General features: G+C 74.0%; 27 protein-coding genes and 1 pseudogene. 5 read left to right on the forward strand and 23 right to left on the reverse strand.

All coding sequences use genetic code 11. The annotated features are described in order from the left end of the window. Positions 1–63 precede the first annotated feature (63 nt). A complete protein-coding gene (locus ACGFSH_RS20370) occupies positions 64–945 on the forward strand; it encodes a class I SAM-dependent methyltransferase (protein WP_393350443.1) in 882 nt (293 codons plus the stop codon). A 25-nt stretch (positions 946–970) separates the two neighbouring features. Here the strand turns inward: ACGFSH_RS20370 and ACGFSH_RS20375 are convergent, their stop codons facing one another. The 14 genes and pseudogenes from ACGFSH_RS20375 to ACGFSH_RS20440 all read right to left on the reverse strand — a co-directional run bounded on the left by ACGFSH_RS20375 (position 971) and on the right by ACGFSH_RS20440 (position 11,425). After that, positions 971–1,255, reverse strand: a complete 285-nt coding sequence (locus tag ACGFSH_RS20375; RefSeq protein WP_190151370.1) for a gas vesicle protein K — start codon at positions 1,253–1,255, stop codon at positions 971–973. Then, positions 1,252–1,440 (reverse strand): gas vesicle protein, encoded by a 189-nt coding sequence (locus tag ACGFSH_RS20380; protein ID WP_054241593.1) that lies wholly within the window; start codon positions 1,438–1,440, stop codon positions 1,252–1,254. The genes ACGFSH_RS20375 and ACGFSH_RS20380 overlap by 4 nt, the downstream gene beginning before the upstream one ends. Continuing rightward, a complete protein-coding gene (locus ACGFSH_RS20385) occupies positions 1,437–2,267 on the reverse strand; it encodes a GvpL/GvpF family gas vesicle protein (RefSeq protein ID WP_393350445.1) in 831 nt (276 codons plus the stop codon). The genes ACGFSH_RS20380 and ACGFSH_RS20385 overlap by 4 nt, the downstream gene beginning before the upstream one ends. After that, a complete protein-coding gene (locus ACGFSH_RS20390; RefSeq protein ID WP_393350447.1) occupies positions 2,264–2,635 on the reverse strand; it encodes a gas vesicle protein in 372 nt (123 codons plus the stop codon). The genes ACGFSH_RS20385 and ACGFSH_RS20390 overlap by 4 nt, the downstream gene beginning before the upstream one ends. After that, positions 2,632–3,831 (reverse strand): SRPBCC family protein, encoded by a 1,200-nt coding sequence (locus ACGFSH_RS20395; RefSeq protein ID WP_393350449.1) that lies wholly within the window; start codon positions 3,829–3,831, stop codon positions 2,632–2,634. The genes ACGFSH_RS20390 and ACGFSH_RS20395 overlap by 4 nt, the downstream gene beginning before the upstream one ends. Further along, positions 3,828–4,586, reverse strand: coding sequence for a DNA primase (locus ACGFSH_RS20400; protein WP_393350451.1), 759 nt, complete (start codon positions 4,584–4,586; stop codon positions 3,828–3,830). The genes ACGFSH_RS20395 and ACGFSH_RS20400 overlap by 4 nt, the downstream gene beginning before the upstream one ends. Continuing rightward, positions 4,583–4,846 (reverse strand): gas vesicle protein GvpG, encoded by a 264-nt coding sequence (locus tag ACGFSH_RS20405; RefSeq protein ID WP_393350453.1) that lies wholly within the window; start codon positions 4,844–4,846, stop codon positions 4,583–4,585. Before ACGFSH_RS20405 ends, ACGFSH_RS20400 begins: the two co-directional genes overlap by 4 nt. Before the next feature lie 7 nt (positions 4,847–4,853). Then, complete coding sequence (locus ACGFSH_RS20410; RefSeq protein ID WP_393350454.1) at positions 4,854–5,609, reverse strand: GvpL/GvpF family gas vesicle protein; 756 nt, start codon at positions 5,607–5,609, stop codon at positions 4,854–4,856. Further along, a complete protein-coding gene (locus ACGFSH_RS20415; RefSeq protein WP_393350456.1) occupies positions 5,606–6,037 on the reverse strand; it encodes a gas vesicle structural protein GvpA in 432 nt (143 codons plus the stop codon). The genes ACGFSH_RS20410 and ACGFSH_RS20415 overlap by 4 nt, the downstream gene beginning before the upstream one ends. Positions 6,038–6,113: 76 nt before the next feature. Beyond that, positions 6,114–6,386, reverse strand: a pseudogene (locus ACGFSH_RS20420) (gas vesicle protein); the annotation flags it as partial. 504 nt (positions 6,387–6,890) lie between these two features. Beyond that, positions 6,891–7,841, reverse strand: a complete 951-nt coding sequence (gene ligD / locus ACGFSH_RS20425) for a non-homologous end-joining DNA ligase (RefSeq protein ID WP_393350458.1) — start codon at positions 7,839–7,841, stop codon at positions 6,891–6,893. Beyond that, a complete protein-coding gene (locus ACGFSH_RS20430) occupies positions 7,838–9,685 on the reverse strand; it encodes a transketolase (RefSeq protein ID WP_393350460.1) in 1,848 nt (615 codons plus the stop codon). Before ACGFSH_RS20430 ends, ligD begins: the two co-directional genes overlap by 4 nt. Before the next feature lie 4 nt (positions 9,686–9,689). Next, the gene (locus ACGFSH_RS20435) at positions 9,690–10,061 is read right to left on the reverse strand and encodes a hypothetical protein (protein ID WP_393350463.1); all 372 of its coding nucleotides are present in this window, start codon (positions 10,059–10,061) and stop codon (positions 9,690–9,692) included. A gap of 5 nt (positions 10,062–10,066) precedes the next feature. After that, positions 10,067–11,425, reverse strand: coding sequence for an NAD(P)/FAD-dependent oxidoreductase (locus tag ACGFSH_RS20440; RefSeq protein ID WP_393350465.1), 1,359 nt, complete (start codon positions 11,423–11,425; stop codon positions 10,067–10,069). Positions 11,426–11,570: 145 nt separating this feature from the next. On the opposite strand from ACGFSH_RS20440, the gene ACGFSH_RS20445 reads away from it, so the two are divergent. Further along, positions 11,571–12,524, forward strand: a complete 954-nt coding sequence (locus ACGFSH_RS20445; protein WP_393350877.1) for an LLM class F420-dependent oxidoreductase — start codon at positions 11,571–11,573, stop codon at positions 12,522–12,524. 92 nt (positions 12,525–12,616) lie between these two features. Here the strand turns inward: ACGFSH_RS20445 and ACGFSH_RS20450 are convergent, their stop codons facing one another. Beyond that, a complete protein-coding gene (locus ACGFSH_RS20450; protein WP_393350467.1) occupies positions 12,617–13,096 on the reverse strand; it encodes a phage holin family protein in 480 nt (159 codons plus the stop codon). 121 nt (positions 13,097–13,217) lie between these two features. On the opposite strand from ACGFSH_RS20450, the gene ACGFSH_RS20455 reads away from it, so the two are divergent. Both ACGFSH_RS20455 and ACGFSH_RS20460 read left to right on the forward strand, forming a co-directional pair. Continuing rightward, positions 13,218–13,568 (forward strand): VOC family protein, encoded by a 351-nt coding sequence (locus tag ACGFSH_RS20455; RefSeq protein WP_393350469.1) that lies wholly within the window; start codon positions 13,218–13,220, stop codon positions 13,566–13,568. Between the two features lie 89 nt (positions 13,569–13,657). After that, entirely contained in the window at positions 13,658–14,005 is a 348-nt protein-coding gene (locus tag ACGFSH_RS20460; protein WP_393350472.1) for a DUF6204 family protein, read from the forward strand. Here ACGFSH_RS20460 and ACGFSH_RS20465 read toward each other — a convergent pair. The 5 genes from ACGFSH_RS20465 to ACGFSH_RS20485 all read right to left on the reverse strand — a co-directional run bounded on the left by ACGFSH_RS20465 (position 13,977) and on the right by ACGFSH_RS20485 (position 19,863). Continuing rightward, positions 13,977–14,528 (reverse strand): GNAT family N-acetyltransferase, encoded by a 552-nt coding sequence (locus ACGFSH_RS20465; protein WP_393350475.1) that lies wholly within the window; start codon positions 14,526–14,528, stop codon positions 13,977–13,979. The two genes, ACGFSH_RS20460 and ACGFSH_RS20465, sit on opposite strands and share 29 nt — an antisense overlap. 189 nt (positions 14,529–14,717) lie before the next feature. Continuing rightward, positions 14,718–15,641: an LD-carboxypeptidase gene (locus tag ACGFSH_RS20470; protein WP_393350478.1), complete on the reverse strand. Its 924-nt coding sequence runs from the start codon at positions 15,639–15,641 to the stop codon at positions 14,718–14,720. Further along, positions 15,638–17,653 (reverse strand): S9 family peptidase, encoded by a 2,016-nt coding sequence (locus tag ACGFSH_RS20475; RefSeq protein WP_393350480.1) that lies wholly within the window; start codon positions 17,651–17,653, stop codon positions 15,638–15,640. The genes ACGFSH_RS20470 and ACGFSH_RS20475 overlap by 4 nt, the downstream gene beginning before the upstream one ends. Positions 17,654–17,669: 16 nt before the next feature. Beyond that, on the reverse strand, positions 17,670–18,974 hold the full coding sequence (locus ACGFSH_RS20480; RefSeq protein WP_393350482.1) for a M20/M25/M40 family metallo-hydrolase: 1,305 nt from the start codon (positions 18,972–18,974) through the stop codon (positions 17,670–17,672). Positions 18,975–19,029: 55 nt separating this feature from the next. Continuing rightward, positions 19,030–19,863: a M55 family metallopeptidase gene (locus ACGFSH_RS20485; protein WP_393350485.1), complete on the reverse strand. Its 834-nt coding sequence runs from the start codon at positions 19,861–19,863 to the stop codon at positions 19,030–19,032. 236 nt (positions 19,864–20,099) lie between these two features. Between ACGFSH_RS20485 and ACGFSH_RS20490 the strand changes: the two genes are divergently transcribed. Then, on the forward strand, positions 20,100–21,011 hold the full coding sequence (locus ACGFSH_RS20490) for a sigma-70 family RNA polymerase sigma factor (protein WP_393350487.1): 912 nt from the start codon (positions 20,100–20,102) through the stop codon (positions 21,009–21,011). Between the two features lie 61 nt (positions 21,012–21,072). On the opposite strand, the gene ACGFSH_RS20495 is transcribed toward ACGFSH_RS20490, so the two are convergent. From ACGFSH_RS20495 to ACGFSH_RS20505, 3 genes are all read right to left on the reverse strand, one after another. Further along, on the reverse strand, positions 21,073–21,414 hold the full coding sequence (locus ACGFSH_RS20495; protein ID WP_393350489.1) for a DoxX family protein: 342 nt from the start codon (positions 21,412–21,414) through the stop codon (positions 21,073–21,075). A 124-nt stretch (positions 21,415–21,538) separates the two neighbouring features. Then, positions 21,539–22,264, reverse strand: a complete 726-nt coding sequence (locus ACGFSH_RS20500; RefSeq protein ID WP_393350492.1) for a class I SAM-dependent methyltransferase — start codon at positions 22,262–22,264, stop codon at positions 21,539–21,541. 218 nt (positions 22,265–22,482) lie between these two features. Beyond that, positions 22,483–25,032: a SpoIIE family protein phosphatase gene (locus tag ACGFSH_RS20505; RefSeq protein ID WP_393350495.1), complete on the reverse strand. Its 2,550-nt coding sequence runs from the start codon at positions 25,030–25,032 to the stop codon at positions 22,483–22,485. Between the last annotated feature and the right edge of the window lie 97 nt (positions 25,033–25,129).

Here is a 25,129-nt window from a genome sequence, read left to right on the forward strand (position 1 = left end):
CGTAGCGTGGAATCACCGGGGGCCGGGCCGGCCGGACCCGGCCCGTCGAGAAGGGGAGCCGTCATGCCGAAAGCGCAGGAGACCGCCGTCTACACGCACGGGCACCACGAGTCCGTGCTGCGTTCGCACACCTGGCGGACCGCCGCCAACTCCGCGGCCTATCTGCTCGGCTCGCTCAAGCCCCACATGCAGATCCTGGACATCGGCTGCGGCCCCGGCACCATCACCGCCGACCTGGCCGCCCTGGTGCCCCAGGGGCACGTCACCGGCGTCGACCACGCGCCGGGGATCCTGGAGCAGGCCCGCGCCACGGCCGACGAGCGAGGCCTGGCCAACGTCGGCTTCGAGGTCGCGGACGTGCACGCCCTGCCCTACCCCGACGACACGTTCTGCGTCGTCCACGCCCATCAGGTGCTCCAGCACGTCGGCGATCCGGTGCAGGCGCTGCGGGAGATGCTGCGGGTGACCAGGCCCGGCGGCTACGTCGCGGTCCGCGACTCGGACTACGCGGCGATGACCTGGTACCCCGCCGTGGCGGGCATGGACGACTGGCTCGGGCTCTACCGGCGGGTGGCCCGCGCCAACGGCGGCGAACCGGACGCCGGACGGCGGCTGAGGTCCTGGGCGCTGGCCGCCGGGTTCACCGACGTCACGGCCACGTCGTCCACCTGGACCTTCAGCACTCCCGGGGAGCGCGCCTGGTGGAGCGGTCTGTGGGCCGACCGCACCGTGGCCTCGGCCTATGCGGACCTCGCCACCCGGGGCGGGCACGCCACGGCGGAACAGCTGCACGCCGTGGCGGCGGCCTGGCGGGAGTGGGGGCGGCGGGAGGACGGCTGGTTCGCCGTCCTGCACGGGGAGATCCTGGGCCGAAAGCCCGGCGGGGACGAGACCGGTGAGGCGGAGGGCGAGGAGCCGGAGGCAGCGGCCGGGAGCGCCGCCTGACCTCGTCCGTTCCCGCCCGGCGGGTTCACTCCCGGGGAAGCAGCGGTCCCAGGGGCCCGAGGTCCAGGTTGAGGTCCTCGGGCCGCAGCCCGTACCGCTCGCGCAGCTCGGTCATGCGGTCGTCCAGCAGCATCAGGGTGAGCCCGATGCGCTCCTCCTGCTCCTCGCTCAGGTCGCCCTGGTCGAAGCGGCGCAGCGCCTGCCGTTCCATCAGCTGGCGCAGCAGCTCCACCACGGTCAGCACCAGTTTGACCAGGTCGCGCTCGACGGTGTCGGGCTCCAGGTCGATGTGGTTGCGTCGGTCCGTCACGGTGACTCCCCCCAGGGCGACGGCACCTGCTCGTTCACCGAGCTGATCAGGGCGTTGAGGTCGATGCGGACGAGGTCGACGTCCGCGATGCGCAGCGTGATGTCGCCCGTGATGACCACTCCCCCGGCGAGCAGCCGGTCGAGCAGGTCCACCAGGGCGACCTCGCGGCGCTCCACGACGGTCATGAGCCCCCCTCGCCGAGGTCGGCGCCCGCCGGAGCCGACGGGGGATCCTGCGCCGTCGTCGCGTTCCCGGCGTCGTCCACGAAGGAGTACGCGGCCCAGGGTCCGGTGAGTTCGACGCGCAGGCCGGGCTCCTCGCCCTTGGTGCCGTCGACGAGTTCCACGAACTCCTCGGACCGGCCGCGCGGCACCAGGTAGGCGGCGTTCAGGACGTTCTGTCCGGACGCCTTGGAGAGCGCCGGGTTCTGCGGCGCGTGCAGCCGGGCCCCGTCTGCGTGCGCGGACAGTTCGGCGTGCAGCCGGCCCGCGAACTGCTCCGCACGCTGCCAGCTGTCCTCGTGCGCCCGGCTCTCCATGCGCCGCCGGCGCAGGTAGTCCCGGCCCGAGGCGGGCTTCGCCGCCGTCTCGGCGGAGGCGGCGGGAGCGGCGGGCTCCCGCTCCACGTAGACCTTCACGCCCCACTCGACGCGGCCCTCCAGCCGGTCCAGCGTGCGCAGGAAGTCCGCCTCGCGCTCCTCCATCATCACGCGGACGCCGCTGTCGTCACGGAACACCGTGGCGAGCCGCAGCGGCAGCGGCGTGGTGACGGCCGTCAGCGCGTCGATCACCTGCTGGTGGGCCCTGGCGGTGTCGGTCAGCCAGTCGAGGTCCTCCAGGTGCCGGTGCAGGGGCGCCTCGGCGAAGTCGGCCTCGGGGACATGGCTGACGACCGCGATCAGACCGCGGTGGGCGAGCAGCCGGGGCGGATCGCCCGCCACACCCTTCAGGGCCGTCTGCAACGGCGCGCCGAAGGGCCGGCAGACGGCGTAGACGTACCGCAGTCCCGTCACGGCGACTCCTTCCTGACGTCACGGGAGGCGGACTCCCGGGCATCCTCCGGGGCGCGACCCAGCTCCAGTTCCTCCAGCCGGGCCAGCCGTTCACGCAGCTCGGCGTTCTCCCGCGCGAGTTCGTCGCGACGGGCGCCGGAGGACAGCGCCGGGTCGGTCTCCCACCAGTCGATGCCCATCTCCTTCGCCTTGTCGACGGACGCGACGATGAGGCGGAGCTTGATGGTGAGCAGCTCGATGTCGAGCAGGTTGATCCGGATGTCGCCCGCGATCACGATGCCCTTGTCGAGAACGCGTTCCAGGATGTCGGCGAGGTTGGCCCCGCCGCCCTGGCCGTACGGCTCCGGCAGCCGGCTCGACATGGTCATCTGCGGCTCCCGCCCTTCGCGTCCTCGTACTCGGGCTCGGCCTCCTCCTCGGGCTCACCCTCTTCCTCTTCCTCCTCGTACTCGCCCTCGGGCTCCTCCTCGGTCTCTTCCTCGGGCTCGCCCTCCTCGTCCTCCTCCTCGTACTCGCCCTCGGCCTCCTCCTCGGGCTCGTACTCCTCATCGTCCTCCGGGGCGTCGTCCGCGGCATCCCGCGCCTCGGCGTCCTCGTCGGGCTCGCCGTTCTCCCCGTTCTCGTCGGAGTCCTCGGCGTCCTCGGCGTCCTCGGACTGCTGGTTCTCCTCCTCCTCGGCGATCGCGTCGTCGTGGGAGCGGACGACCTCGCCGTCACGGATCTCGCCGCGCCAGCTGTCCTGCGCCTCACCCTTGATGGTGATGAAGCGGGCGAAGTTCTTCAGGTCGAGGCGGGCACGGCGGCCCTGGGCGCGCCAGATGTTGCCGGTCTTCTCGAACAGGCCCGTCGGGTAGTACTCGATGACCAGCAGGATGCGGGTCAGGTTCTCGCCGAGCTCGTGGAAGGAGACGACGCCCTTCGTGGTGCCCTTGGCGCCCTCCGACGTCCAGGCGATCCGGTCGTCCGGCACCTGTTCGGTGGTCTTCGCCTTCCAGCTGCGGTTGGACCAGAAGACCTTCGCCTGCCAGTCGCTGGTGGTGTCGTCGGCGCGGTTCGCGCTCTTGACGCCCTTGGCGAAGGTGCTGAAGTCCTGGTACTGCGTCCACTGGTCGTAGGCGGTGCGCAGCGGCACGCCGACGTCGATCGTCTCCATGATCACGGTCGGCTTCTTGCCGGCGCTCTTCTTGCCCTTGCCGCCCTTGCCGCCGCCGATGTTCTTCAGGGCGCCGGTCACCTTGTCCTTGGCGCGCGAGGCGCCCAGCTCCAGGGCGGAGCGGACCGGGCCCTTGCCCTCGGCGATCTTCTTGCCGCCGTCCAGGGCGAGTTTGGCGAACCCGGGGCTGTTGCCCTCGGCGATGTCGTTGAGCTTGTTCGTGGTCTCGCCGAGCTTGTTGCCGACGCCGGTGAGCAGACGCGTGGCCTGCGCGGCGAGGTACTCCTGCACCTCGCCCTTGAGCCGGTCGGCCGCCTCGCTCTGGGCCAGGCCCGAGAGGGGGTTGCCGTTGCCGGACGCCTTTCCCGCGGCGGAGGTCGCGGACTTCGCGGATCCGAGGGTGTCGGTCATCGGTCACCGCCTCCCTTCGAGCGCCGGGCGCCGGAGCCGCCGCCGGAGGCCGGCCTGGACGCCGTCTTCGCGGCCGTCTTCCCGGCCGACGCGGTCTTCTTGGCGGCCGTCCTGCGGGCCGGGGTCTTCTTGGCCGGCGCCTTCTTCGCGGGGGCCTTCTTGGCGGGCGCCTTCTTGGCCGTCTTCTTCGCCGCCGGCTTCCTCGGCGGTTCCTCGTCCTGCGAGTCCTCCTCGTCCTGCGAGTCCTCCTCGTCCTGCGAGTCCTCCGCCCGCTCGGGCTCGTCCTCGTCGTCCTCGTCGTCCTCGTCGACGTCCTCGGCGTCCTCGTCCTCGGTGTCCCGGGGCTCGTCGTCCTCCTCGTACTCCTCGTCCGCCTCCAGGTCGTCGTCCTGCTCGTCGTCCCGGTCGTCGTCCTTGCTGCGGCCCTTGCCGGGCACGGCGCCGGCGAGCTGGTCGCGCACCTCGGCGGTGCGGCCGTGCAGCCGGTCCGCGAGCGCGTCGATCTGCCGCTCGACCATGGCGCCGGAGGCGGCCTTGCCGACTCCGCGCAGGTCCTGCCGCAGCTGGTCGCCGATCTCCTTGAACTGCGGGTTGTCCCGCAGCTGCTGGGAGACCAGATCGGCGATGCCCTTCGGCGTCAGGTTGAGCCGCTTGCCGGCCACCAGGGATCCGACGGCCACCGCCATTTTCAGTTTCTTGGTGCGGCCGAGCAGATATCCGGCCCCGACAGCGAGGCCCAGTCCCATTCGGTTCATCTTGCTGTCCCGTCGTCCGATTGCGTGGTGCCGCGTGCGCTGGTCTCCAGCCGGTCCAGGAGCTCGTCCTCCTGTCGGTCGAACTCCTCCTCCGTGATCTCCCCCGCCTCCAACTGCTGTTCGAGGCGGGAGAGTTCAGCCCGGATCGTGGAAGGGTCGTAGTAGATCCGTTCGGCCTCGCGGAGCACCTGCTTGATCACCCATCCACTGCCCCGGACCGGAGCCAGCGGCAGCAGGAAAACCTCTCCGAGCAGTCCCACGACGCACCTACTCCCCGGTGATCGTCTCCGCGGGCTCGGACGGTCCGGGCTCGACGAAGCTGTAGGGCGGAAGCGGCCCGTTGAGGCGCACGTCGAGGTGCGGATGAGCCTGGCGCAGCTCGTCCACCGCCTCCGCGAACCGGGCGGCCTCGTCCCTGGCGACCAGGAACGACACGTTGGCCAGCCAGCCCGTGGACTCGGGGCCCTGCGCGACGGCGGCCGCGAGCGGCTCCAGCGCCTGCTGGACGACGCCCGCGTCCTCGGCCTCCTGGGCCTTGACGGCGGCGGCCACCATCTCGCCGAGCTGGATCTTCTGCTCGTAACTGCCGCCTCCCGCCTTGCGGTTGGCCTCGGCGAGCGCACGCAGCTCGGGGCTGCCGGCCATGACGTGGTGCAGCACGGCCTCCTCGATGTGCGTCGCCTTGACGTTGTACTCGACCTTGCCGTCGAGAGCCCTCAGCCGCTCGTGGTAGTGCTCGGCGCGCTCCGCCAGCACACCGGTCACGGCGCTGTCCTCGGGGGCGACGCTGCCGAACCGCATGGGCAGCACGCAGCCGCCGGCGCCCGCCTCGGCGAGCACGTTCTGGTGCGCGAGCAGCTCACGCCGCTTGGGGCGCAGTCCCTCGGGCGCGTCGCTCACGATGGCCGCCAGGTCGCCCTCCTTCAGCACCCGCACGGGCATGGCCGGGTCACCGACGCCGCCCAGGCCCTCGGGAAGGGCAGGGTGCGAGCCCGCGGTGATGCCGTAGACGTAGGTGCTCACTCCTGCTCCTCCTTCCGGCGCGAAGCCGTGCTCTTGCGGGCGCGCGGCCTGGACTCGCGCTCCGCGGAACCGTCGTCACGCGCCTGCTTGAACGCGTCGGATATGGTCTCCGCGGCACCGGACAGGGCGCCCTTGGACTTGCCGCGCGCGCCCGACTCGGTGACCTCGCCGACGATCTCGGGCAGGCCCGGGCTCTTGTTGGGGCCGGACTCCAGGTCCAGCCGGTTGCACGCCTCGGCGAAGCGCAGATAGGTGTCGACGCTGGCCACGACGACACGTACGTCGATCTTGAGGATCTCGATGCCGACCAGGGAGACCCGCACGAACGCGTCGATCACCAGCCCCCTGTCGAGGACGAGCTCCAGAACGTCGTAGAGACCGCTCGAGCCGCCTCCGCCACCGGACTGCTGTGCCGGGACTACGGTCATGCCGACCGCACCTCCTTGCTTCGTGATGGATGATCGGGAATCAGAAGGGATCTTCGGTTGAGTGTTCGGGGGCGGCCTAGCGGCCGCCGGCCCGGTGCGCGTCGGCCCGCCCGCGCTCATAACGGCGAACGCGCCGATAGCCGGTGAGCTGTCCGTCCGGGTCGAGCTCGACCTGGTAGGTCGCCATGAGGCTCATGGTGTCGGGGACCCGTTCCAGTTCGAGCACCTCGACCTCCAGGGACCAGCCGTCCTCCGTCTGCGCGAAGGAGGACACGCTCTCGGCGGTCATGCCGGTGAGCTCCGCCAGCTGGGCACGCGCCTCGCGAAGCACCTCCATGGGGCGCGGCCGGTCGTTCGTCACGATGTGGTCCTCGCCCTTCATGTCGTTGTCCTCGTCGGCTTCGTCGGCCTCGTCGGCTTCCGGCCCGTCGTCCTCGGACTCGTCGTCCTCGAGTTCCTCGTCCTCGAGGTCCTCGAGTTCCTCGTCCGCCTGTTCGCCGGTGTCCAGCTCTTCGCTCTCCGCCTCTTCGGCGTCCTGCTCTTCCCGCTCCTCGCCTTCGAGTTCCTCGGCGTCCGCCTCTTCGGCGTCCGCCTCGGCCTCCGCTTCCTCCGCACCGGCCTCTTCGGCGTCGGCGTCCTCCGCGTCGGTCTCCTCGGCTTCCAGCTCTTCGGCGTCCTGCTCCTCCCGGTGCGCGGAACGGCCGCGCCGGGACGTCTCGCTCGCGGGCCCTTTCTTCCGGGTGTTTCGTGAAGTCCGCGCACTCGATGTGTTCTCTGTGGAGCGCGCTGTGTTCTTTGTGTTCGCCATGGCCACCTCTCCTTCCGTGTGGCCGTAAGCCTCATGGCCAAACCTTCACGAGCCGTCCAGTGCGCGAAGCCGCCGCCGGGCCGGGTTCAGGGAGCGTCCGCGGCCGGTCAGCGCGGCCCAGGGGCGGGAGCGGGCCTGCTCCATGGCGTCGGCGACCGTCCAGCGGCGCGGGCCCAGCTCGGGATCGTCGAGCTGGGCCCAGCTGATCGGGGTGGCGACGGGCGCGCCGGGCAGGGCGCGCACCGTGTAGGGGGCGACGGCGGTCTGCGCGTAGGCGTTGCGCTGGATGTCCAGGTAGAGCCTCTCGCCGCGGTCCTTCTTGCGGGCGGCCGTGGTCAGCCGGTCCGGGTGCTCGGCCACGAGCCGCTCGGCGACGTCCCGGGCGAACGCGCGCACCTCGTCGAAGTCCTCGCCGCCGTCGACCGGCACGACGACGTGCAGCCCGCGCGAGCCCGTCGTCATTGGCCCGGAGGGCAGCCGCAGCTCGTCGAGGAGCTCGCCCAGCCACCGGGCGGCCTCGCGGACGGCGGCGAAGGAGGCGTCGTCGGCCGGGTCGAGGTCGAAGACCAGCAGGTCCGGGCGGTCGACCCGGTCGGCCCGCGACAGCCACCGGTGCAGGGTGAGGCACGCCTGGTCGGCCAGGTGGACGAGGGTGGCGGTGTCGTCGCAGACGGTGTGGCGGACCGTGCCGTCCTCCTTGGCGACCTCGGTCCGCCTGATCCACTCCGGATAGTGCTCGGGGGTGTTCTTCTGCATGAACCGGGGGCCCTCGATCCCGTCCGGATGCCGTTCCAGCATCAGCGGGCGGCCCCTCAGGTGCGGCAGCATGAACGCGGCGACGGACCGGTAGTAGTCGACGACGTCGGCCTTCGTGTACCGCTCGTGCCGCTGGGCTCCCTCGCCGGCCGGGAAGAGCACCTTGTCCGGCCGGTGGACCTCGACGGTGCGGCGGCCCGCACGCACCGTCCGTACGCCGCCGCCCGCCTGTGCGCTCACGGCGCGATCGCCTGCTCCACCAGCAGCCGGACGGACGCGGCGATCGACTCGGCGTCGATCCCGGCGGCGTGCAGCTGCTCGTCGGGGGCGGCCGACCCCGGCATGGTGCGGACGGCGAGACGCACCAGGCGGGGCGTGGGCCGTCCGTCGAGGAAGGCGTCGAGGACCGCGTCGCCCAGGCCGCCCTGCTCGTGGTGGTCCTCCACGCTCAGCAGGCAGCCGGTCTCCTCCGCGGCCCGCCGCAGCGTCTCCCGGTCGACGGGCTTGACCGAGTACAGGTCGATCACCCGGACCGCGATGCCCTCGCCGTCGAGCGCCTCGGCCGCCTTCAGCGCCTCGTGCACGGTGACACCGGCCGCGACGACGGTCATCCGGTCCCGTTCCGAGGAGCGCAGCACCTTGCTGCCGCCGACCGGGAACTCCTCGTCCGGGCCGTACAGGGCCGGGGCCTTGCCGCGCGAGGTGCGCAGATAGCGGACGCCGTCCAGGCCGGCCATCGTGGCGACGAGCCGGGCGGTCTGGTTGGGATCGCACGGGTACAGCACGGTGGAGCCGTGCACGGACCGGAACATCGCCAGGTCCTCCAGTCCCATCTGCGAGGGGCCGTCCTGGCCGATGGCGGACCCGGCGTGCGAGCCGACCAGGTTCACGCCGGAGCCGCTGACCGCGGCCATGCGGACGAAGTCGTGGGCCCGGGTCAGGAAGGCGGCGAACGTGGAGGCGTACGGCACCCAGCCGCGTGCCGCGAGGCCCACCGCGGCGGCGACGAGCTGCTGCTCGGCGATGTAGCACTCGAAGAACCGCTCGGGATGCTCCTTGGCGAAGACCTCGGCGCGGGTGGAGTCGCTCACCTCGCCGTCGAGCGCGACGACGTCCTCGCGGGCGCCGCCGAGTGCGGCCAGCGCCTGGCCGTAGGCGTCCCGGGTGGCCGCCTCCTCGCCCTTCTCCCAGCGCGGCAGGTCCAGGCGTCCGGTCGGCACGGAGTGCAGCATGCGCGTGTCGGCCGGTTCGCGCACCTGCACGCGCAGGTCGCGCACGCCGCCCAGCTCCTCGATCGCCTCGTCGGCGTCCGGGAGCGGCTTCCCGTGCAGTCCCTCGCGGTCCTGGACGGCCTCCACGCCCCGGCCCTTGAGGGTGCGGGCGAGGATGACGGTGGGCTGGCCCTTGGTGGAGGCCGCCTCGCCGTACGCGCGGTCGATCGCGTCCACGTCGTGGCCGTCGACCTCGACCGTGTGCCAGCCGAACGCCTGGAAGCGGCGGGCGTAGGCGTCGAGGTCGTGGCCGTGCCGGGTCGGGCCGCGCTGGCCGAGCCGGTTGACGTCGACGATGGCCGTGAGGTTGTCGAGGTGCTCGTGGCCCGCGTGCTCGGCGGCCTCCCACACCGAGCCCTCGGCGAGTTCGCTGTCCCCGCACAGCACCCAGACGCGGTAGCCGGTGTGCTCCAGCCGCTTGCCGGACAGCGCGATGCCGACGCCCACGGGCAGGCCCTGGCCGAGCGAACCCGTGGCGGTCTCGACCCACGGCAGCCGCCGCGGGGTGGGGTGCCCTTCGAGCCGGCTGCCGAGCTTGCGGAAGGTCAGCAGCTCCTCGTCGTCGACGGCCCCGGCCGCCTTGTAGGCGGAGTACAGCAGCGGGGAGGCATGGCCCTTGGACAGGACGAAGCGGTCGTTGCCGGCGTGGGCGGGGCGGTCGAAGTCGTAGCGGAGGTGGTGGGCGATGAGCACGGCCATCAGGTCCGCGGCGGACATCGACGAGGTCGGGTGCCCGGATCCCGCGGCGGCGGAGGCGCGCACGCTGTCCACCCTCAGCTGCTGTCCGAGTTCGATGAGTTCGGCGGTGTCCATCGGGTCACCGGTCTCCTTCCGCACGCTCGCCGGCGTTCCCGGCGGGCTCGCCGCCCGGCTGGTTCCTCGCCGGCTCGCCGCCCGGCTGGTTCCTCGCCGGCTCGCCGCCGGGCTGGTTCTTCGCCGGCTCGGCCGGCTCGTCGCCGCCCGGGGCCGCCGGTCCGGTGCTGTGCTGCCCGACCTCCGGGGTGGGCGCGGTGATCGACTGGGAGCCGTCCTCGGGCGACGACTGCCCGGTGCGGGGGCCGTCCTTCCCGCTGGTGTGCCGCCCCACCTCGGGGGTCGGCGAAGTGATCGACTGGGAGCCGTCCTCCGGGGAGGGGCGCCGTCCGCCGGACCCGCCGGTCGTCTGGTTCTCGTCGTTCACGTGGTTCACGTAGCTCACCTGGTCTCTGTCGTGGTGGGTGTTCGGTTCGTCCGCGTCGCCGGCGTCGTCGCGCCGGGCCGGAAGGTTGTCGGTGGACGCCCGCGGGCGTCCGGGAGCGGGGCGGGCCCGGGCGGCGCGGAGTGGCGGGGCGCCGGATCCGGCCGCGCGAGGCCCGGCCGGCCGACCGTGTCGCGGATCCGTTCGCCGGGCATCGCGGCGAGCCGGCGGGCACGTGCGGCCGCCCCCGCCAGGGGGCCGGGCAGACGCACGCCGAGCGGGCCGGCGGTCGCCCGCGTCCCGCCGAGATCGACGGCGCACCCGGGCTCCCGGTGCCGGTACGGCCGCGGACCGCCCGGGCCGCCGAGGGACGCGGCGACGTCGAGTCCGGCGACCTTCCCCTGCCGCCACGCGTGCCACGCGGTCGCCGGCGTGTACTCCCCCGGCCGGTCGAGGTCGGGCACGGCGGCCGCGTCGCCGCAGGCGAACACCTCGGGACGGCCCGGCGCCTGGAGCGTCGGCTCCACGAGCAGCCGGCCCCGCTCCAGAGGCAGTCCGAGCGACCGCGTCAGGGGACCGGGCCCCGCGCCCACGCACCACACCAGCGTGCGGCTCTCCACGAACTCGCCGTCGCTCAGCAGCACGCCCTCGGGCGTGGCCTCGACGACCGAGGTTGCGGTGCGCACCTCGACGCCGCGGGCGCGCAGCACCCGTTCTGCGGCGCGGGAACAGGGTTCCTCCAGTCCGGGAAGGATGCGGTCGGCGTCGTCCAGCAGCAGCCAGCGCGGCCGGACGTCCGTGCGGGCGGCAAAGTCCCGCACCAGCGCATCGGTGAACGGCTTGCCCCGCGCGGCGACCTGGACGCCGGTATGACCCGCGCCGGCGACGACGAACGTGCACCGCGCCACCCGGTCGGCCGAGTCGGCGCCGGAAGCGGCCGACTCCACCTGACGCACGAGGTGATCGCGCAGGGCGAGCGCCTCCGTCAGATCCCGGCACCCGTGGACGTGCCCGGCGGCTCCCGGGACGGGCGCGGACCCGCCGCCGCCCGTGGCCAGCACGAGCCGGTCGTAGCCGACGGCGAACTCCTCGCCCTCGGGGCCGGTGCCGCGCACGGTGCGCGCGTCCAGGTCCACGCGGTCCGCCGCGCCCAGTACCAGGCGGACGCCGCGCAGGCCGTGCGACAGCGGCACGAAGGCCCGGCGCGGTTCCAGCGCGCCGGCCGCCACCCTGGGCAGCAGGGGCGGGTACAGGAAGCGGCCGTCCGGGTTGAGCAGGGTGACGTCGGCCCGCCCGTGAACCGCCCGCACGAGGGTGCGGGCCGCCCGGAACCCGGCGGGGCCCGCTCCGACGATCACGATGCGGGGTCGACTCACGCTGGCCTCCGGCGGGATTCGGACGGTTGTCGTACGAGGGCTTCCGCGTCCCCCTGGCGGGGTCGGCCAAACGTGCGCCGGTTTCCCGTCCGGGCGTCGGGTACCCGGTGCGGGACCGGAGTCACCCATGTCGGAGGTACCCCCCATGCCCGAGTACGGCTACTTCCTGTCCTGCGAGGAGTTCGGCCCCGCGGACCTGATCGAACAGGCGCGGATGGCCGAGCAGGCGGGCTTCCAGGCGCTGTGGATCTCCGACCACTACCACCCGTGGAACGACGCGCAGGGGCAGAGCCCGTTCGTCTGGTCGGTGATCGGCGCGTTGTCGGAGGCGGTGTCGCTGCCGATCGAGACGGCCGTGACGTGCCCGACCGTGCGGATGCACCCCGCCGTGGTGGCCCAGGCCGCCGCCACGGCCGCCGTGATGACGAACGGCCGCTTCCGGCTCGGCGTCGGCTCGGGCGAGGCGCTCAACGAGCACATCCTGGGCGACGTCTGGCCGCCCGCGAACGTGCGCCTGGAGATGCTGGAGGAAGCCGTGCAGGTCATGCGGCGGCTGTTCACCGGCGAGGAGGTCAGCCACTACGGCACGCACTACAAGGTGGAGAACGCCCGCCTGTACACCGTGCCCGACGAGCCGGTCCCGATCGACATCTCCGGGTTCGGACCGAAGGCGACGTCGCTGGCGTCCCGGGTGGGCGACGGCTACATCACGATGATGCCCGAGGAGCCGATGGTGGAGCAGTTCCGCAAGGGCGGCGGCGGCGCGAAGCCGGTCAGCGGCGGTACGAAGGTCTGTTACGGCGCCGACCGCGAGGAGGCCGTGCGTACGGTCCACCGGCTGTGGTCGAACCAGCTGCTGCCCGGGGAGATGGGCCAGATCCTGCCGACCCCGCGCCACTTCGAGCAGCTGGAGCCGCTGATCAGCGAGGAGATGGTCGGCGAGAACACGGTCTGCGGCGACGACGTGGACGAGCACGTCGCCGCGCTGACCGCCTTCGCCGACGCGGGCTTCGACCGGATCTACGTGAACCAGATCGGGCCGGACCAGCGCGGCTTCTTCGACTTCTACCGCACCAAGGTGCTGCCCCGCCTCCAGTGAGCCCCGGCCTATGCGCAGGCCCCGCGGCAGTGCTGCCGCGGGGCCTCGGTCGTGCGGGGGGCGGGTCGTGCCGCGGGGTCCCGGACGCCCGGTCAGCCGTGCGGGTGCGGGTCCCGCGGGTCGACGCCGTGCCCGTGCGGGGCCTCGCCCCGCCGCGGCAGCGGGGCGCCCGGCGCGACCGGCGGCATCGGCGGAACCGGCGGGTACGGCCGCGCGGCGCCGGACGGCCCGGACGGCGCGCTCCCGGCGAGGGGCCCCTGGGCCCCGCCCGGCCGGGCGGGGTGCGGCCTGGCCGCGCGGCGCACCAGGTAGGCGGCCACGCCGAGGACCGCGGCCGTGATCAGCGCGGCGGCCCAGTCGGGCAGACCGATGCCGAGGGCCAGGCCGGCCGCGACCGCCACGGCGGCGCCGGCGTAGAGGGCGAGTGCGCCGGAGGCGGCGTACAGCATCGCGGTGCGGCGCTGCTTGCGCGTCTGCTCCCGCAGCTCCTCCCGGATCGTCTCGCGCGCCACCTGCGTCAGTTCGTCGACGAGTTGCCTGTCCAGATGCTCCATGTGGTCGATGCGCTCCATGGGCGTCGGGTACCCGCGGTGACGAGGCCTCACGCCCGCCCGGCGGCGGGCGCCGTGCGGGCGGCGCAGGGATCGCGTGAAGGATCACCGGGTCGCCGCCGCCCCAACCAGGCTCGTGCGCATGGACATTCTGGGAGCCACACTGCGTGTCTGCGTCGACGACCTGGATGCCTCGGTCGCCTTCTACGAGCGGCTGGCCGGCACCGCCGCGCAGCGCTTCGAGCGGGGCGGGGTGCGCGTGGCCGCGGTCGGCTGCTTCCTGCTGATGAGCGGGCCGCCGGCCGAGCTGGAGGTGCTGCGCAAGGTGGCCGCGACGATCGCCGTCACGGACGTCGACGAGACCCTCGAGATCCTCACCGGGCTGGGCGCGGACGTCATCGCGGGCCCGGTGCCGACACCGGTGGGCCGCAACCTGATCGTCCGGCACCCGGACGGGGCGGTGTACGAGTACGCAGACCGCCGCGGACGGTGAGCCGTGCGGCGCGCGCCGGAAATTCCGGGCGCGCGCCGGCCGCCCGCACGTACAGTCGCTCCTTCGACGGCCGACGCGAAGGAGCGACAGTGAGTGAGCAGCACACCTACCGGGTGATCGTCCGCGGTGCATGGGACGGTCTCACCGAGGAGGCCCGTGCCCGTCTGCTCGCCGAGGCCGACGACCACGGCCTGACGAGCATGCGGTTCACCGAGGAGGGCACGCTGTCGTACCAGCGGTCGCCGCTGAAGCACTTCTCGATGCGTTTCGTCGTGGTCTCGGACGCGGCCGACGGCGACGAGATGGCGGGCGCGCTCGCCGAGGAACGCGCCGAGACGGCGCTGCGCGCGCTGGGCTGCGGCTTCACCGGCCTGAGGTCGACGGTCACCGACCTCGACACGATGAAGATCAACCGGAAGTCCGCATCTCGGCGGTGATCGCCCACCGCTCGTGGTCGCGCCACTCCCCGTCGATGTGGATCATCTTCGGGGAGAACCCCTCGTGCCGGAACCCGCAGGAGCGGGCCAGGGCGATGGAGGCCGTGTTGCCGGGCTGGGCGTTGATCTCCAGCCGGTGCAGTCGCATCGGCCCGAAGGCGTGGCCCACCACCAGATCGAGTGCCTCGCGCATCAGGCCCCGGCCGGCGGCGTGCGCGAAGGCGCCGTAGCCGAGCGCGCCGCACTGGAACGCGCCCTGCACGATGTTGTTGATGTTGACGAACCCGGCGATCGCCCCGTCCTGCCGGGAGCACACGAGGAAGCCGGCCTTCGACGGGTCCTCGATCAGCCGGCTCGCGTAGGCGGTGTACGCGTCGGCGGTGGACGGCGGGAACAGCCACGGGCGGTGCAGGTCCACGCTCTCTCGGGCCCGGGCGGTGAACTCGGGCCCGTCCGCGAGGGTGAAGTGGCGCAGCCCCACGCGGGGCCCCTCGGCGAGGTACGCAGATCCGGTGTGCGGCATCGGGCCAGCGTACGACGCGGCCGCTTCCGGCGGGTTCCGGGCCCAGGAGCCGCCGATGGATCACCGCGCGGGCGCGGGGGGGGGCCGGCGCGCACGGCCGCGCCGGTCGGGCGGCCCCACGACGGGGACGAGCAGCCGGATGCCGGTGGCGCGGTGGGGCGGGGCCGGCCTCCGGGTGACGCGGCGGCGTCAGCGCAGCGCGGGGGCGTCGAGGGTGAGCGTGCCCTCGTCTGCGTCGAGTACCGCGCCCACGCCGAAGGGCACGGTCAGCGCCCCCTCGCAGTGCCCGAAGCCGAGTTCCTCGACCACGGGGACGCCGAGGCCGCCGAGCCGGTCGGCCAGGACGGGGCGCAGCGCCTCGTAGGGGCCGCACCGGTCCCAGGAGCCGAGCGCGACGCCCGCGACGCCGTCCAGCCAGCCGGTGCGCAGGAGCTGGGTCAGGGCGCGGTCGACGCCGTAGGGCGGTTCGCCGACGTCCTCGATCAGCAGCAGTCCGCCGCGGGCGCCGGACCGGGAGTGGGGGGTTCCGTAGCCGGTGGCGAGCAGTGTCAGACAGCCGCCCAGGGTGACGCCCCGCGCGCGGCCCGGCGCCAGCGGGACGCCGGCGGAGCGCAGGGTGCGGACGGTCTCGGGGGCGAAGAGGGTGGCCCGCAGATGGTCCTGGGCGCGGGCGCTCTTGATGAAGTCGATGCCCGCGGCCACCGGTCCGTAGAGCGTGGTCAGGCCCAGGCGGACGGCGAACGCCTCGTGCAGTGCGGTGCTGTCGCTGAAGCCGACGAACACCTTCGGCCCGGCCGCCGCCATGGCGTCCCAGTCGAGCAGGTCGACCAGGCGCTGGGCGCCGTAGCCGCCGCGGGCGCACAGCACGGCGTCGACGCGGGGATCGCACCAGGCCTGCTGAAGGTCGGCCGCGCGGTCGGCGTCGGCGCCGGCGAGGTGGGGCAGGGTGCGGTGCCGGTCCAGCACATGGGGGGCGACGACCGGGTCGAGGTCCCAGCCGCGCAGCAGGTCGAGACCGGCCTGAAGCCGTTCCTCCGCCACCGGCCCGCTGGGCGCGACGACGGCGATCCGGGCGCCGGGGGCCAGCCGCGACGGCCGTACCAGTTCCTTCACCGCACAAGCTCCAAGTTCGCCGCACCGGGCGGGTTCAGCCCGAAGACCTGAGCGTACAGCGACAGCTCGGCCTCCAGGGCGCGGACCGTCGTCGAGGCCCGCCGGAAGCCGTGCCCCTCGCCCTCGAACGCGAGGTAGGCGTGCGGGACGGGCCGCCCGGCGGGCCGGGTGAGGCGTTCGAGGAACCGTTCGCACTGGGCCGGCGGGCAGATCACGTCGTCGAGACCCTGGAGGAGCAGGAACGGGACGGTGATCCGGTGGGCGTGCTCGACGGGCGAGCGCTCCGCGTACCGGGCGGGCACGTCGGCGAGGCGTCCCACGAGGCTGTCGAGGTAGTGCGACTCGAAGTCGTGGGTCCCGCCCGTCGCCCAGCCCACCAGGTCCAGCACGGGGTAGCGGATCGTGCCGCAGGCGTAGACGTCGGTGCCGGCCAGGGAGGCGGCGGCGGTCCAGCCGCCCGCGCTGCCGCCGCGGATCGCCAGCCGGTCGCGGTCGGCGGCGCCCTCGTCGGCGAGGGCCAGGGCGACGGCCGCGCAGTCCTCCACGTCGACGACGCCCCACTGCTCGCGCAACCGCTCCCGGTAGCGCCTGCCGTACCCGGTCGACCCGCCGTAGTCGACCTCCGCCACCCCGATGCCCCGCGAGGTGAAGTAGGCGATCTCCAGGTCCAGGACCAGCGGGACGCGGTCGGTGGGCCCGCCGTGGGCCCGCACGACGTACGGCGGCAGTTCATGGCCGGGGGCGACGACGCCGGGGTGGTGGGGCGGGTAGACGTGCGCGTGGACCTCGCGGCCGTCGGGCCCGGTGAAGGTGCGGATCCGGGGCTCCGGGTAGTGGACCGGGTCCACCGCGTCGTCGTGCGCGGCGCCGATCACCCGGGCCCGGCCGGTGCGGGCGTCCAGCTCGACCACCTCGTAGGCGCTGCGCGGGCTGGCCGCGACCGCGACGACGGCCTCGCCGCGCACCGCGAGGGTGGGGGCGAACTCGGTCCACGGTCCGGCCGCGTCGACGAGTTCGCCGCTGTGCGGATCGAGGACGCCCAGCGCGGTGGACCCGCGGCCGTGGACGACGGCGACCAGGCCGTTGTCCAGCGGTGCGAACCAGCTCTGCCCGAGCTTCCAAAGGGCTCCGCCGAACTCCTCCGCGCGCGGGCACAGGGGTTCGTCGTCGCGGTACAGGTTCCACCAGCCGCTGCGGTCGCTCGTGTAGAGCAGGCCCTCGCCCGTCGTGCGCGCCGCCGCGTCCGCCGGCCACTGCCCGCCGCTCGCCGGCCGGGTCCAGTCGACCTGGGCGATCGACTCCCCCGGCCCGCCCGCCACCACGCGTGCGTCGCTCAGGCGGCCGTCGGCCGTGACGTCGGCGACGACGACGTCCGTCCCCTCCCACGGCATCAGCGGATGGTCCCAGGCCAGCCAGGCCGCCCGCCGCCCGTCGGGCGAGAGGCGCGCGCCGGTGACGAAGCGGCGGCTGTCGTCGGTGAGTTCGCGCACGGCCGTGCGGTCGCCGGCGGCCCAGCCGTCCAGCGGCACGGCGGCCAGCACGCGGCGCAGGTCGGTGGGTCCGTCGCCGGTGAACTCCTCCAGCACACACCAGATCTCGCCCCGCTCGGGCAGCAACCGCGGTTCCGCCCAGCGCAGTCCCCCGCCCACGGCGGACACGGGCGTGAGCGGACGCGGCTCGCCGCCGCGGCCGGGCTCGTACGCGTACAGCCGCTGGTCGTCGAAGTGCGTGAACACCACGAGGGGCCGGCCCGCCGCGACCGTGCCGGCCCAGGGATGGCCGCCGTACTCGACGACGCGGCTGCGGACGTTCCAGGGAGCGGGCAGGACCGACTCCTCGACGCCGTCCACGCGCCGCCGCATCAGGGTGCGGCGCCCGTTCTCGGCGGGCCGGGGCGCGGTCCACCACACCTCGTCGCCGACGAAGCCCACATGGTCGGGGCGTCCGTCGTGGGCGGCGGCCAGGGCCGCGTCGATCGGCGACGGCCAGGAGCCGTAGGGCAGGACCCGCACGTCGTCCCCCTTCCGCCTAGGCCGACCGCAGGAACCGGTCGAGGACGCGGACGCCGAAGTGCAGCGCCTCGACCGGGACCCGTTCGTCCACGCCGTGGAAGAGCGCCTGGTAGTCGAAGCCCTCGGGGAGCTTCAGCGGCGCGAAGCCGTAGCCGGTGATCCCGAGCCGCGAGAACTGCTTGGCGTCCGTGCCGCCGGACATGCAGTACGGCACCACGTGCCCCTCGGGCGCGAACTCCTCGACGGCGGCCCGCATCCGCGCGTACAGCGGGGCGTCCACCGGTGCCTGGAGGGCGACTTCGCGGTGGTGGAACTCCCAGTCGACGTCGGGGCCGGTGAGTTCGTCGAGGGTGGCGCGGAACTCGTCCTCGGCGCCCGCGAGGAACCGGCCGTCCACGAACGCGACGGCCTCCCCAGGGATCACGTTCACCTTGTAACCGGCTTCCAGCATCGTGGGGTTGGCGCTGTTGCGCACGGTGGCCTCGACGAGGGCGGCGGCCGGCCCCAGCTTGTCCAGCAGGGCGTCCACGTCGTCCAGGTCGGGGTCGACGCCGTACAGCGCGGCGAGTTCGGTGAGCGCGGCGGCGACGGTCGGGGTGAGCCGGGGCGGCCAGACGTGCTCGCCGATGCGGGCGACGGCCGCGGCCAGCCGGGTCACCGCGTTCTCCCGGTTGACCTTGGAGCCGTGCCCGGCGCGGCCCCGGGCGGTGAGCCTGAGCCAGCCGGTGCCGCGCTCGCCCGCTGCGACGGGGTAGATCCGGCGCCCGGCCCCGTCGTGGAAGGTGAACCCGCCCGATTCGCCGACGGCCTCGGTGCAGCCGTCGAACAGGTGCGGGTGCCGGTCGGCGAGGAACCCGGCCCCGTCCGCGGCGCTGGCCTCCTCGTCGGCGGTGAAGGCGACGACGAGATCGCGCCGGGGCCGCACGCCCTCACGGGCCCAGGCCCGCAGCACGGCCAGGATCATCGCGTCCATGTTCTTCATGTCGACCGCGCCGCGCCCCCACACCACCCCGTCGCGCACCTCGCCGGAGAACGGGTGCACGCTCCAGTCGGCGGCCTCGGCGGGGACGACGTCCAGATGGCCGTGGAGCAGCAGCGCGTCGGCGCAGGGGTCGGCGCCCTCGACGCGGGCGACGACGTTGGTGCGGCCGGGAGTGCGCTCCAGCAGGACCGGCTCGATTCCCGCCTCGGCCAGCAGCGCGGCGGCGTACTCGGCGGCCGGCCGCTCGCGGCAGTCCCCGCCGCCCCGATTGGTGGTGTCGATGCGGATGAGGTCCGAGGTGAACCGGACGACCTCGTCCTCCGCCTGTGCGTCAGCCATGCCGCTCCCGTTCCCCTTCCGCTGCTTCGCCGCCGCTCCCGGCGTTCCCGGCCGCTCAGCCATACTGCTCCTCGATCGCGGCCGAGACGATCGTGGTGACCGCCTTGAAGGTGCGGATCGTCTCGTACATGGTGGCGCCGGTGTACGCCGCCTTGCGTTCGCCGGCCTGCTCGACGCCGGGCACGACGGTGGCCGCCGACGCGAGATGCTCGGCGTCGAACTCCACCTCCACGGTGAACGGCCCGGCGTCCACCGGTTCCTGACGGACCGCCAGCGCGGTCGCCGTCTTCGCCGCGGCCCGGATGTCGGCGGCGGTGCGGGACGGGGTGCGGCACACGGCGGCGTAGCGCGAGACATGGTCCTTGACGGCGACCTTGGGCGCCTGCGGCGCGTAGCCGAGGGCGTCCTCGCAGGTGACGTCGTCGCCGGTGACCAGGACGACCGGCACGCCGTACTCGGCGACGACGTGCGCGTTGAGCAGCCCTTCGCTGGCGCGCACGCCGTTCAGCCGGACGCCGGTGATCGAGTTGGCGAGGTAGGTGTGGGCGAGGACGCCCTCGGCCCCGGCGCCCGCGTGGTAGCCGACGAAGGCGACGCCGTCGACGTCGCCGTACTGGACGCCCTCCACCATGGAGAGGGCCTTGTGCCGTCCGGTGAGCATCTCGACCCGCTCGTCGAGCCGTTCGAGGAGCAGGTTGCGCATGGTCCAGTGGGCCTCGTTGACCAGGACCTCGTCCGCGCCGCCGTCGAAGAAGCCCTGCGCGGCGGCGTTGACGTCCGAGGTGAACATCGGCCGGCAGCGCTCCCACTGCGGGGTTCCGGGCAGCACGTCGGCCGGCCAGGTGACGCCGGTCGCGCCCTCCATGTCGGCGCTGATGAGGATCTTCACGTCCGCCTCCCGCCCTCTTCGGGCCGCCGTCTTCGGGGCTGTCCTCCAGGAGGCCCGAGCCTAACCGGCCGTCCCGCGCGGGAAGACGTTGGCGCGGCCGGGCCGCGACGTGCTGTGATCGGCGCGCACACACCGACACAGCGGCGCCGCGAGTCAGCCGGCCGGCGAACCAGCGCAACGGCGACCGGGCCACCCGGCCGCACGCGACGCGGCCGCACCACGGACGGGGACCTGCCATGACCACCCACACCGCACTGCCTCCGGAGCGCTTCGAGGCCGAACGGCCGCATCTGCGCGCCGTCGCCTACCGCATGCTCGGCTCGCTCGCCGAGGCGGAGGACGCCGTGCAGGAGACCTGGCTCCGGGCGGCGGCCGCGGACGTCGCCGCGGTGGACAACCTCGGCGGCTGGCTGACCACGGTGGTGGGCCGGATCTGCCTCAACATGCTCCGCTCGCGCAGGACCCGGCCCGAGGTGCCGCTCGACGACCGGCCGGCCGAGCCCGTCGCCGGCCCGGGAGAGGGCGGCGACCCCGAGGAGGAGGCGCTGCTCGCCGACTCGGTGGGGGTGGCGCTCCTCGTCGTCCTGGACGCCCTCGCCCCGGCGGAACGGCTGGCGTTCGTCCTGCACGACCTGTTCGCCGTCCCCTTCGACGACATCGCCCCGCTGATCGAGCGCACCCCGGCCGCCACCCGGCAGCTGACCGCCCGCGCCCGCCGCCGGGTGCGGGGCGGCGGGACGCCGGCCACCGACCCGGCCCGCCGCCGTGAGGCCGTCGACGCGTTCCTGGCCGCGACCCGCGCCGGCGACTTCGAGGCGCTGCTCGCCCTGCTCCACCCGGACGTGGTCCTCACGGCCGACCGCTTCGTGGTTCCGACGCCGCAGCCGGTCACGATGAGCGGCGCCCGGACCGTCGCGCAGAGCGCGATGGCCGCGACCGGCCGGGCCCGGTTCACCGGAGCGGCCCTGCTCGACGGCCGGGTGGGCCTCGTCATGGCCCCGCAGGGCCGGCTGCGGGTGGCCCTGCTGTTCACCGTCGCGCCCGACGGGATCACCGGCATCGACGTCGTGGCGGACCAGGAGCGGCTGGCCGCCCTCGACGTCGCGGTGCTCGACGCCGGGGACGACCCGCTGGCCGCGGACGACTGACGCGGGACACGGGGGCGGGGGCGGCCGGGGTTCCCGGCCGCCCCCGCCCCTCCCGGCCCGGTCAGAAGGCCAGGACCAGGGAGGCCACCGCGGGCGCCGCGTACACCAGCGGGAACGCCACGTGCGAGAACCAGCGGGCCCGCGCCACGGTGACGGCGGCCCCGAGGAAGTACAGGACGAGGCCGATCGCGGCGAGCACGCCGATCACGGGCACGAACAGCCCGGCCAGCAGCCCGGCCGCGCCGGCGGCCTTGGCCGCGGCGAGCCACGACCACCACGAGCGCGGCACTCCGTAGTCGGCCAGCGGCTTCACCGTCCACTCGGCGCCGAAGAAGAGCGAGCCGGCCGAGAAGGCCGCCATCGCGGCTCCGACGGCGGTGACGACGACGTAGGCAGTGGACATCTCGGGCTCCTCATCAGGGGTTCGTGCGTTGCTTCATCCCCCTGACACGGCGCGGCCCGCGGATGTGACAGCCGACGACCCCCTTTTCGTGTGACGGCGCTCACACCTTCCGCGGTGGGGCCGCTCACTCCTCCCGGGCGGTCACGAACCACCGGGACGGCAGCTCGATCCGGCTGCCGTCCGGCGTGAACTCGGTGGTGGCAAGCGGCAGTTCTCCGCAGGCCAGCAAGGTCAGGCCGGCCGCCCGCAGATGGCCGGGCACCGCGTCGTCGGCGACCTCGCCCGGAGCGATGCCGTGCCGGAGGACCGGCGCCAGCTTGGGCGGCGGCCCCGCCGGATCCTGCGCCAGCGCGCCGAGGACGGGCCGGGCGGTCTCCGACAGTTCCACCAGGAGGGCCCGGCCGCGCCGGCCCAGCAGCGCGGCGATCCCGTCCACCAGCGGCTGCCGGTCACCGGGTTCGCACTGGTGCAGCACGCCCCGCACATACACGTTGGCGTCCCCCGCTTCGGCGTGCAGTGCCTCGACCCCGGCCTTGTCCGTCGCGTCCAGCAGCCGGTAGGCGGCTCCGCGCCCGGGATCGGCGCGGCGGGCGTGGTCGAGGGCCGCGGCGGACAGGTCGACGCCGATCACCTGGTCGAAGCGGTCCGCGAAGTAGCGGGTCTGCGTGCCGTTGCCGCAGCCGAGGTCCACCAACGGCAGTTCGGGGTCGGTCAGATGGGGTTCGAAGAGGGCGAGGTGCAGGGCGGCGGTCACCTTCGCGTCCGCGTCCCAGAACACCCCGCCGGGCTCCCCGGGTGCCTCCCGCCAGAAGCCTTCCCACGCCGCCCGGTACCGACTGTCCACGCTCATGCCCAACTCCCCAGGACGCAAGGCCGATCCGTCGTCAGCGACGGGCGGATACGGTCTACCGCCCCGCGGCCGCCGCTACAAGCGCGGTACCCGTTCCCGCCCGCAGCATCCGGGATCCGCGCGCCGCTTCCCGCGGGGCGGCCGGAGCGGGGCGGGCGGGCCGCCGGGCGGACGGCCGCGTCCGGGCGAGGGGCGGTGGAGGGGGCGGCGGAGCGGATTCAGCGGTGCGGCAGCGCCAGTTCGAACCAGACCGACTTCCCGTCCGCCGTGCGGCTCGCACCCCACTCGCGGGCCAGCGCGCTCACCACGCGCAGCCCGCGCCCGGATTCGTCGCCGGGTCCGGCGCTCAGCAGGTCGGGCAGCTCGTGGTCGTCGTCCTCGACCTCGCAGAGCAGGGTGTCGCCGCGGACGAGCCGCAGTCCCGCGGGACGTCCGCGGGAGTGCCGCACGGCGTTGGTGACGAGTTCGCTCACCATGAGTGCGGCGGTGTCGGCGAGGGCGTCCAGTCCCCAGCCGTGCAGCCGCTCGCGGACCGCGGCACGGGCCCTCGCGACCTCGGCCGGGTCGGGCGCGAGGAGCAGTTCGGCGACGTCTGCGGGCTCGATGCCGCCGAGCCGGGCCATGAGCAGGGCGACGTCGTCCTTGCGGTCACCGTGACCGGCCCGCGAGAAGGCCGCGGCGAGGGCGCGGACGATCGTGTCGCAGGCGTCGTCCATGGAGGCGGCCGGATGGGCCGCGGACTCGCACAGGGCCGCCAGCCCCACGCCGATGTCCTCGCCGCGCATCTCCACCAGCCCGTCGGTGCACATCACGAGCCGGTCCCCCGGCTCCACGCGCACGCGGACAGCCTCGAAGGGCACCCCGCCGACGCCGACGGGCGCGCCGGTGGGCAGGTCGAGCAGCTCGCTGCGGCCGTCGGCGGCGCGCACCAGCACCGGCGGGATGTGTCCCGCGTTGGCCAGGGTCAGTTCGCCCGCGATCGGGTCGTACACGGCGTACAGGCAGGTCGCCAGATAGGTGTCGCCCAGGCGTTGCGCGAGATCGTCGAGGTTGCGCAGGAGCTGGGCGGGCGGCAGGTCGAGCGCGGCCAGGGTCTGCACGGCCGTGCGCAACTGGCCCATCATCGCGGCGGAGTTGAGGCCGTGCCCCATGACGTCGCCGACGACGAGCGCGGTGCGCGCGCCGGGAAGTTTCACCGAGTCGAACCAGTCCCCGCCGACCCGGCCCAGCAGGGTGCCCGGCAGATAGCGGGTGGCGAGGTCGCAGCCGGTCCTGCGCGGCGGGATGTGCGGCAGCATGCTGTCCTGGAGGGTCTCCGCGACGCTTTCCTGGTGGGTGTACATGCGCGCGTTGTCGAGCACCAGGCCTGCGCGGGCTGCGAGTTCGGCGCCCGTGACGCGGTCCATGTCGTTGAAGACGGCGCGCTCGGGGTGGCGCAGCAGGATCATGAAGCCGAGGACGACGTCACGGGCCTTGAGCGGGACGACGAGCATGGAGCGGCCGGTGATCAGGGGCCGGATGTCCCGCTTCTCGAACTGCGAGGCGATGGCGTGGCCCAGCTGCTCGCTGATCCGGGGCACGAGGACGGGCTCGCCGGTGGTCATGCACTGGAAGAACGGGGTGTGGGCGGGGAACGGCATGGCCTCGCCCACGGGCACGACGTCGTCCCAGCGGCCGGGTTCGTCGGTGTGCTCCAGGGCGACGCGGTGCCACAGGGTGGTGGTGTCCGGCACGCCGCGGGGGAATCCCTCGCCGGCGACGACCTGTTCGCGCAGATACGTGCCGGCGACGTCGGTGAAGCGCGGGACGACGGCGCGGCTGACCTCGACGATGGTGCGGGACAGGTCGAGGGAGGTGCCGATCCTCCCGCTGACCTCGTTGAGGAACTCCAGCCGTTCGCGGACGGCGGCGTGTTCGAGGTCCTCGCCCTCGTCGGCCGGGTCCTGCGGTATCGGGAGCCCTTCGGCGGCGGCGCGGGCGGCGCGCGCCTGTCGGGCCCTGCGTTCGACGCGCCGGGCCACGCCCCAGTCGGGGGTCACGGGCACCCGGTCGTTCTGGCTGAACTCCATGACGGGGTATCCGAGTTCGAGGACCTGGGCGACGATGCGGGCGCTTTCGCCGACGCTCATGCTGGGCAGGATCTCGGGCAGTTTGCGGGCGAGGTCCTCGGCGCCGGGGAAGTCGGTGTGCAGGGCGAAGCCGGGGGCGATGCGTTCGACGGCCGACGGGTTCGCGGGCTCCTCGGGGCGCAGGGCGGTCGCGTCGGCGGCCAGCACCAGCAGCCGTTCCGTGCCCGGTCCGACCAGCGGGTAGGCCCACCACAGCACGTCGGCGCGCGCGTGGCCGGCGTCGGGGGCGGGCACCGTCAGCCGGGCCCGGCCGGCGGCCGGGTAGCCGAGCCCGCGGCCGAGGGAGGAGTCGAGGCCCGGGCCCACGCCGTCGGCGGCGGTGTACTCGCCGTAGGGGTCGTCGGCGAAGTCGGCGAAGTCGTCGTCGGGGTCGGGGAGCGCGCCGGAGACGGGGAGCAGGTCGATGGCGGGCTGCCCGATCGCCTCGTCCTTGGCGACGCCGAACAGCCGGCGTGCGCCCGCGCTCCAGTGGGAGACCAGGCCCTCGCGGTCCACGACGACGACGGCGAGGGGTACGCGCCCGGCGCCGGCGGGTGCGTCGGCGCCCTCGGGACGCGGCGATCCCCGTTCCGGCCCGTCCGTCGCCTCGCTCGCGGTTCCGCGGCGGGGAGGCGCGTCCCTCTCGGTGCCACGGTCCATGGCGCAGGCCCTCTCTCCCCAGAGCTGTGCAAGATCTGTCCCGCCGTCCCCACCGTACGGCGCACGCCGCTCGATGCGGGCGTCAATCCTGGAATTG

It is taken from the genome of Streptomyces sp. NPDC048481 (assembly GCF_043200075.1).
Lineage (GTDB): Bacteria > Actinomycetota > Actinomycetes > Streptomycetales > Streptomycetaceae > Streptomyces.